The organism is Intrasporangium chromatireducens Q5-1, assembly GCF_000576575.1.
GTDB classification, from domain to species: Bacteria; Actinomycetota; Actinomycetes; order Actinomycetales; family Dermatophilaceae; genus Intrasporangium_A; species Intrasporangium_A chromatireducens.
This window is the reverse complement of the sequence record NZ_AWQS01000505.1, coordinates 1-1,085: the sequence shown is the minus strand read 5'-3', so window position 1 is coordinate 1,085 and position 1,085 is coordinate 1. Positions and strand designations below refer to the sequence as shown.

The window sequence follows — 1,085 nt, the reverse complement described above, 5'->3', positions numbered from 1 at the left end:
TCGTCGGTTGGTGGCCCTTCGACGGGTGGAGGGTCAGGTGTCGGTGCCGGCGAGGAGAGCGTCAACAGCGGCATACGGATCGATGTGCCCGGCGACGAGGCGCCCGGCGAGCGCCGCGAGCCCGCTGCGGCCCTCGACCGCCTCGAGCCGGGAGCGGAGCCGCTCGAGGGCGAGCTGCTCGATCTCCTCGGCGGCGCGCCGCTCGCGGCGTCGCAACAGCTCGCCGGTCTCCTCGAGGTGGGCGCGGTGCTTGTCGAGGGCCTCCATCACGCCGTCCGCCCCGCGGCCCTGCAGGGCAACGGTCTTCACGACCGGGGGTCGCCAGATCCCGGGACTGGTGCGGTCGGCGAGGGAGATCATGTGGCGCAGGTCGTGGACCGTCGCGTCGGCGCCGTCATGGTCGGCCTTGTTGACGACGAAGACGTCGCCGATTTCGAGGATGCCGGCCTTCGCGGCCTGGATGCCGTCGCCCATGCCGGGGGCGAGCAGCACGACGGAGGTGTCGGCGAGCCCGGCGATCTCGACCTCGCTCTGGCCGACCCCCACCGTCTCGACGAGCACGACGTCGAAGCCCGCCGCGTCGAGCACTCGGATCGCCTGGGGGGTCGCCGCGGAGAGCCCACCGAGGTGCCCTCTGGAGGCCAGCGAGCGGATGTAGACCCCGGAGTCGTGGGAGTGGTCCTGCATTCGGATCCGGTCACCGAGCAGGGCCCCACCGGAGAACGGCGACGACGGGTCGACCGCGAGCACCCCGACCCTGCGGCCCCGCTCCCGGAATGCCCGGATCAGCATGGTGGTCGACGTCGACTTGCCGACCCCCGGTGCTCCGGTCAGGCCGATGACCCAGGCCCGGCCGGCATGCGGTACGAGCGTCGCCATGACCTCGCGGAGGGCGGGGTGGGCGTCCTCGACGAGCGAGACCAGACGGGCGACGGCACGCGGCCGACCCGCCCTGGCCGCATCGACCAGGGCGGGGACGTCGACGGTGCGCGGTGCCAGGTCAGCTCTTGTCGGCGGCCGGCACGCGGAGGATGAGGGCGTCGCCCTGGCCACCGCCGCCACAGAGGGCCGCGGCGCCGACGCCG

General features: G+C 73.8%; 1 protein-coding gene. It reads right to left on the bottom strand.

The window, feature by feature from the left end; all coding sequences use genetic code 11:
* Nucleotides 1-33 precede the first annotated feature (33 nt).
* Nucleotides 34-999: a methylmalonyl Co-A mutase-associated GTPase MeaB gene (gene meaB, locus N864_RS22540; protein WP_034722853.1), complete on the bottom strand. Its 966-nt coding sequence runs from the start codon at nt 997-999 to the stop codon at nt 34-36.
* Nucleotides 1,000-1,085 lie beyond the last annotated feature (86 nt).